The sequence below is a fragment of the Mycobacterium sp. genome (assembly GCF_050701675.1).
GTDB lineage: Bacteria > Actinomycetota > Actinomycetes > Mycobacteriales > Mycobacteriaceae > Mycobacterium.
In genome coordinates this window covers 1-5,947 of the sequence record NZ_JBOGDD010000041.1, presented here as the reverse complement: position 1 = coordinate 5,947, position 5,947 = coordinate 1, and the positions used below count along the sequence as shown (strand labels likewise).

At 65.7% G+C, this 5,947-nt stretch carries 5 protein-coding genes; all 5 read right to left on the bottom strand.

Going from position 1 to position 5,947, the window contains the following annotated elements:
• Positions 1–267, bottom strand: a 267-nt coding sequence (locus ACRDUX_RS01345) for a TetR/AcrR family transcriptional regulator (protein ID WP_526410275.1), incomplete at its 3' end; no start/stop codon positions are given.
• A gap of 2 nt (positions 268–269) precedes the next feature.
• Positions 270–3,119, bottom strand: coding sequence for an MMPL/RND family transporter (locus tag ACRDUX_RS01340; protein ID WP_526410273.1), 2,850 nt, complete (start codon positions 3,117–3,119; stop codon positions 270–272).
• The gene (locus ACRDUX_RS01335) at positions 3,116–3,550 is read right to left on the bottom strand and encodes an MmpS family transport accessory protein (protein ID WP_526410271.1); all 435 of its coding nucleotides are present in this window, start codon (positions 3,548–3,550) and stop codon (positions 3,116–3,118) included. Before ACRDUX_RS01335 ends, ACRDUX_RS01340 begins: the two co-directional genes overlap by 4 nt.
• A 499-nt stretch (positions 3,551–4,049) precedes the next feature.
• On the bottom strand, positions 4,050–5,126 hold the full coding sequence (locus ACRDUX_RS01330; protein WP_526410269.1) for an alpha/beta fold hydrolase: 1,077 nt from the start codon (positions 5,124–5,126) through the stop codon (positions 4,050–4,052).
• 246 nt (positions 5,127–5,372) lie between these two features.
• The coding region (locus ACRDUX_RS01325) for a TetR/AcrR family transcriptional regulator (protein ID WP_526410267.1) at positions 5,373–5,947 on the bottom strand (575 nt) is incomplete at its 5' end.

Sequence of the window (5,947 nt, the reverse complement as noted above, 5' to 3'; positions counted from 1 at the left end):
CACCAGCTCAGGACGCCAGTGCACCAGCGCGTCGGTGATCAACGCCGCCTTCGATGTCCACCGCCGGTAGATCGCCGCCTTGCCCACCCCAGCTCGGGCGGCGATGTCGTTCATCGTGGTCGCGTCGTAGCCATGCTCGGTCAGCGCGGCGATCGCGGCGTCGAGGATCGCCGGATCCCGCGAGCGGTCCAGTCTCCCGTCGGTACGCTGGCGCAGCTTCGGCTCACCGCCGTCGGTCATGCGTTTCCGCTCGTGTTGGGTCGCCATCGTCAGCCGGCTAGATCGGGTACAGCCGCCGGCTGGTCGCGTCGCTGAACGATCTTGACGGTGTTCAGCGGCCACCAGAACCACCGTCCGAGTCCGGCGGCGATCGACGGTGTCATGAACGACCGTACGATCAGCGTATCGACCAGCAGCCCGATGCCGATCGTCATGCCCAGCTGGCCGACCACCCGCAGATCGCTGACGATCATCGACATCATGGTGAACGCGAAGACGAGACCGGCGGCGGTGACGACGCGTCCGGTGGCACCCATGCCGCGGATGATGCCGGTGTTGAGCCCGGCATGGATCTCTTCCTTCAGCCGTGAGACGACCAGCAGGTTGTAGTCCGATCCGACGGCCAGCAGGATCACCACCGACAGTGGGAGCACGATCCACTGCACGCCGAGGCCCAGGATCTCCTGCCACAGCAGCACCGACAGTCCGCAGGCGGTGCCCAACGATGCGGCCACCGTGCCGACGATGACCAGAGCCGCCACCACGCTGCGCGTGATGACCAGCATGATCACGAAGATCAGGATCATCGCGGCGATGCAGGCGATCAACAGGTCGACCGTGACGCCCTTCTGCATGTCGCTGTAGAGCGATCCAGTGCCAGCCAATGACACCTTGGCGTTCTGAAGCGGCGTGCCCTTGACGGCGTCGGCCACGGTGTCCTTGATGCCGGCGACGTGCTTGATCCCGTCGACCGAGGCAGGGTCTCCCTGGTGGGTGATGATGAACCTGACGGCCTTGCCGTCGGGTGAGACGAACATCTTCAGGCCGCGCTCGAAGTCGGGGTTCTTGAACACCTCTGGCGGCAGGTAGAAGGAGTCGTCGTTCTTGGCCTCGTCGAAGTACTGGCCCATCAGGGTCGACCCCTCGGCGCTCTCCTGCATGTGGGCCTGGATGCCGGCCATCGTGCTGTGCGTGGCGATCATGAAGTCGCGCATCGTCTTCATGGACTGAATAGTCGGCGGAAGAACCGCCAACATCTGCGGCATCAACTCGTCGAGGTGGTCGAGGCTGCCGGTGAGTCCCTGCAATTTGTCGGCGATCTCGTCGATTCCGTCGAGGGTGTCGAAGACCGAGCGAATCGACCAGCACACCGGAGTGTCGAAGCAGTGTGGTTCCCAGTAGAAGTAGGCCCGCAGGGGTCGGAAGAAGTCGTCGAAGTCGGCGATGTGGTCCCGTAGCTGATTGGTGGTGTCCACCATGTCGTGGGTCTGGGCGACCATGTCGTGGGTGGTGGCCACGACCTCCTGCATGATCGCGTACATGTGCTCCATGTTGGCGATGGTCTTGCTCAACTCGTCTGCCTGTTCGAGCATTTGAGCGGTGTTGTCGTTCTGGATCTTGGCGGTCTGCAGGGTGGCCGAGTTCTGCATGGCGATCTGGAACGGAATCGAGCTGTGCTCGATGGGCGCCCCAAGCGGACGGGTGATGGTCTGGACCCGTTCGATGCCGTTGAGATGGAACACACTCTTGGCGACCCGGTCGATGACCAGCATGTCCGCCGGGTTGCGCAGGTCGTGGTCGGCCTCCAGCATCAGCAGCTCGGGATTCATCCGGGCCTGGGAAAAGTGCCGCTCGGCGGCAGCCATGGCGACGTTCGCCGGCATGTCGGCCGGGGTGAACTTCTCGTCGTTGTATTGCGGAACGTAGGTCAGCAGGCTGACGAACCCGAGGATGGCGATCACCGCAGTGACGACGATGATCGGCCCCGGCCACCGCACCACGGTGGTGCCGACCTTGCGCCAACCACGTGTCGAGAGCTGCCCCTTGGGGTCGAGTAAGCCGAAGCGGGACCCGACGGCCAGGATCGCCGGAGCCAGGGTCAACGCCGCGGCCACGATGATCAGCAGCGCGATCGCACACGGCAGGCCCATCGTCTGGAAGTACGGCAATGTGGTCATCGTCAGACACATCAGTGCCCCGGCGATCGTCAGGCCCGACCCGAGGATCACGTGCGACACACCGTGGTAGGCGGTATAGAAGGCCGCTTCTCGGTCCTGGCCGGCCAATCGGGCTTCGTGATATCGCCCCAGGAGGAAGATGACGTAGTCGGTGCCCGCGGCGATGGCGAGCATCGTGATCATGCTGACGGCATACGGTGTCAGGCCGATGATGTTCAGGTTCCCTGCCGTGGCCACGACCCCCTGTGCGGCAAAGAGTTCCACGCCGACGACCAGTAGAGCCAGAATCGTGGTCACCACCGAGCGGTACACGATCAGCAGCATCACCAAGATGACGCCGATCGAGACCACCGCCATGACCGCCAGGCTCTTGCGGCCGGCGATGCTGGTGTCGGCGTTGAGCACGGTGTTGCCGGCCACGTGGGCGTTGACCCCGGGAGGTCCGGGCACTGAGGTGACGATGTCGCGGACCGCGGCCACCGATTCGTGACTGGGACTCGTGCCCTGAGCGCCGGTGAGGAAGACCTGGACGTAGGCGCCCTTGCCATCGGGGCTTTGTGAGCCCGCGGCAGTCAACGGGTCACTCCAGAAGTCCTGGACGTTCTCCACGTGCGCGTGATCGGCCCGGAGCTTGGCGACGATCTCGTCGTAGTAGTGGTGCGCGTCGTCGCCGAGCTTGTCCTGGCCCTCCAACACCACCATCGCGGTGGAGTCCGAGTCGAACTGCTTGAACACTGCGCCGATGTTCATCATCGACTGGAACGCCGGCGAGTCGTGAGGGCTCAGCGACACCGAGTGCTCGTCGGCCACCACGTCCAACGACGGAGACAGTATTCCCAGGGCGACCGCGAGGAGCACCCAGAACAGGATGATCGGGACCGACAGGACTCGAACCAGCCGGGCGAAGACCGGACGATGCGGCATGGAATGTGCGTTGCTCATACGGATTTCACCAAGCAGTAGATGAACGGTTGATATTCGTCGGTGCGGCGGTCGTCGCGCACCTGCCCATCGACGAGGACGCGACACCCCAGTCCGCTGACGCTGGTATCACCCTGGGCGACGATATTTGCCGACATCGATGGCAACGTCGTGACGACCGTGAACGACCACGGCAGCGCGGCGGCGTCGATGCGGTGAGGTTGGCCGTTCTCGTCGAGGTAGTCCACGTCCACGCTTCCCCCCGAGCCGATGATCTCGTAGGTAATGCGCTTGGGGTTGAAGGGCTTGGTGTCGTCGCCGCTGCCCGCGTCAGCGACCGACGCCCGATCGGTCCCGAGCGTGTCGCGCACGCGCACGATCGCGTACGCGCCCACCCCCACGACGACGGCCACGACCAGCGGTATCCACGCAGCTCTCAGCGCTCGCAGCACGTTGCCTCTCCCCCTGGGAATTCCGGCGAGCGACCTGCCCGCGACGGTTGGCGGCGGGATCTGCACGCCGCACGCGGAACCTCGGTTCCGCCACACGCAAACTGTACCACTTAGTACGCTGGGTGGATTACTGTCGCACGGTCATCAATAGCGTTTGACTGCAGCGTCACTCAGTGTCGTGAGGCGGACCTCCGACCGACCTACGGTCGCCGCAACTCCCCGGGTCGCCCGCGTTGTGCACCTGCGGTCCGGGTGTCGACAGCCGATCGCGCACCGCCGGCGCGTCGGCGCACGCTGGCTAGGGCGCTACTTCTCTGCGGACGCCATCGGTCCCGTCAACCAATCGGGCAGGCCTTGCGGGTACACGTTCACGGCGACGCTGTCTGACTGACGGCGCGCCATGACGTATCGATCGGTCTCATCGCCGGATTGGCTGCCCGTCGGCACGTCCCGCGGCGGACCCAATGTCGGCGTGCTAGGGCGAGTGGGCCTCGCGGCCTCAGCCGACCGCGCTCAGGAAGTGCAGCAGTTCGGCGGTGACCTCGTCGGGGCGTTCTTGCTGCGTCCAGTGTCCACATCCCGGCAGCACGACCGCGCGGTGCAAGTTCGGAACGGTGGTGGGGAACAACTCGATCGCCTCCCTGGCCCAGATCGTGGCGACGTCGCGGTCACCACCCACATAGAGGGCTGGAACGGTGATCGGCTGGCCGGCGAAGGGCGCGAGCAACTCCCAACTCAGATCCAGGCAGGCGTAGTAGTGGGTTCCCCAGACGCCCGTGCGCTCGAATTCGGCGGCGAATACATCGATTTCGGTCTCTGTGATCCAGTCAGGAAGGACCTCCGGTGTCACCATCAGGTCGGCCATCCGCGTCCCGTTCGGCATGCACACCCCCGAGGATCGCAGGAACTCGATCAGCGAGCCGTCGGCCTGCGACGTGTCATCGGCGCCAGTCGCCTCGGGCAGGGGTGGTGAGCCGGAGAAGCTGAAGAGCGCTGCCCGCAGCCAGGCTCGCGGGTCGCGTTCGATCTCGGGTCCTCCGCCGGTGGGATCGGCAAGGTAGGCATGGTAGAACCGCCGGCCGGGCCCGGCAATCTCGGCGGCCAGTTCGCTGGGCTGTCGCCGCCCGAGCGGGTCACCCGGCAGCGCCATCAGGCCCTGCCCGCCGAAGGGCACGCTCAACGCCGCCACGGCCCGAAACACGTCCGGCCGCATCCACGCCGCCGTCCAAGCGACGAGGGCGCCCCAATCATGGCCGACCACAACGGCGTTGGACTCACCGAGTGCGTGCACCACCTCGACGAGATCGTCGACCAGCGCGGTGATCCGATAGTCGTGAACCGCCCGCGGTTTCGAGGTGCGTCCGTATCCGCGCATGTCCGGCGCGACCACGCGGTACCCGGCGTCGGCGAACGGCTGCATCTGGTGGCGCCACGAGTACCAGAACTCCGGAAAACCGTGCACCAGCAGGACCAGCGGCCCCTCGCCCCGAGTGACGACGTGTATTCGCTGTCCGTTGGCGTAGACGAACCTGGAGGTGTTCTCGCATGTCTTCGGAGTGGCGTCCCGTGTCGGCATGGGAATGTAGTCCTCTCGACGCTGCGCGCCTGGTGTGGTGTCGAATGGTGTCGATCCATAGTGGTGCTGTCAAGTCCTCCGGCGCATCGGTGAGAGTCGGCTCGATGTCGACATCGACGTCGCGTGCCCGAATGCCAAATTGCCGCGTTTCGCGCTGCGGCTGAACCGAAGTGCGTTGTCCATCAATCGCTTCATCGGCACGCCCCGCAGCGCAGGCGCCGCGCCCCTCGGCCGCGGCGTTGACGATCAGGTTTGGCCCCGCCGCAGTCCAGCGATGGCCACGTCGAACAGCGGTGGATCGGTGTGACCGGCCGCATCCTTGGGGAGGGCGCCGATCAACGCGAGCACCTGCGCTGGCGCGACGTCATCTCTCACCGCGCGCTGTCTGCGCGCCCGATCGAAGAGTTCGACGAAGCGAGCCTTCATCGGCGCGCACGCGGCTGCCACCGGCGAATCATCGTCCTGCAGGCGCCGACCGATGTAGAGGCTCAGCCCGCGGTAGCGCGACGAGGTCTGGTCGAATAGTCGTAGCCACTCGACGAGGGCCGACCACGGATCGTCGGAGCCGAGCAGTTCCCCCGCCCGCGTCTCGAGTTGGTCGACCCGCTCACGCAAGATGGCCACGAATAGGTGATCGCGGGTGGGGAAGTGCCGGTAGAGCGTGCCCTGCCCGACGCCCGCGGCACGGGCCACCTCCTCGAGGGCGGCGCCGGTGCCCTCGCAGGCGAAGATCTCCTTGGCCGAGGTCAGAATGGCGTCGTAGTTGCGGCGGGCGTCTGCGCGCAGCGGCTTGTCGGTCACGTCGCCGGTCGTCATGGGAC

Excerpts from the sequence above, each read along its gene's own strand:
- ACRDUX_RS01340 (WP_526410273.1), bottom strand. The coding sequence starts at position 3,119 with ATGAGCAACGCACATTCCATGCCGCATCGTCCGGTCTTCGCCCGGCTG.
- ACRDUX_RS01330 (WP_526410269.1), bottom strand. The coding sequence starts at position 5,126 with ATGCCGACACGGGACGCCACTCCGAAGACATGCGAGAACACCTCCAGG.